Consider the following 535-nt stretch of genomic DNA (forward strand, 5'->3'; position numbering starts at 1 on the left):
TTTCTAACAGCCCTCCTGTAAAAAACATAGATAACTGAATAAGAGATCCGTAAACGGAATAATGGAATGAAAAAACTTTACCCATCATATTTTCGTGTGTGTAAGTTTGAAGTAATGTCGTATCAAGTGGAACGAGGATTCCTCCTGCTATGCGCATACAGAATAAAGTAACGATACCGATAATAAGTTGATCGGATAGAATGAATCCGAGAAAGAAAATTCCTTGTAATAATTAGGCTCAACCGAATACTTTTTTCATTTTTTCTTTATTATGAGACATATAAAGATTAACGAGAAGGCTTCCAATCATAAGCCCAATGCCTTGAACTGTATATAAAATTCCAATGTTAGTGTGGAAAATTCTCTCGGCATAGATCGTTAGGAGTAGCTGATAAGCGCCTCCAATAATGCCCCATGAAATGCCGACAAGAATTAATGTTAAAATAATTTTTGTTTGTAATATGTATGTATAACGATCTTTTATATCAGTGAAAAATGTTTCTTATTCCATATTAAACGATATTTTGTTAGTTGA

General features: G+C 32.7%; 1 pseudogene. It reads right to left on the reverse strand.

The window, feature by feature from the left end:
- Positions 1-502 (reverse strand): annotated as a pseudogene (locus tag DN403_RS32090) (MFS transporter); the annotation flags it as partial.
- Positions 503-535 lie beyond the last annotated feature (33 nt).

This window comes from Bacillus sp. AY2-1 (assembly GCF_008368965.1).
GTDB lineage: Bacteria > Bacillota > Bacilli > Bacillales > Bacillaceae_G > Bacillus_A > Bacillus_A thuringiensis_S.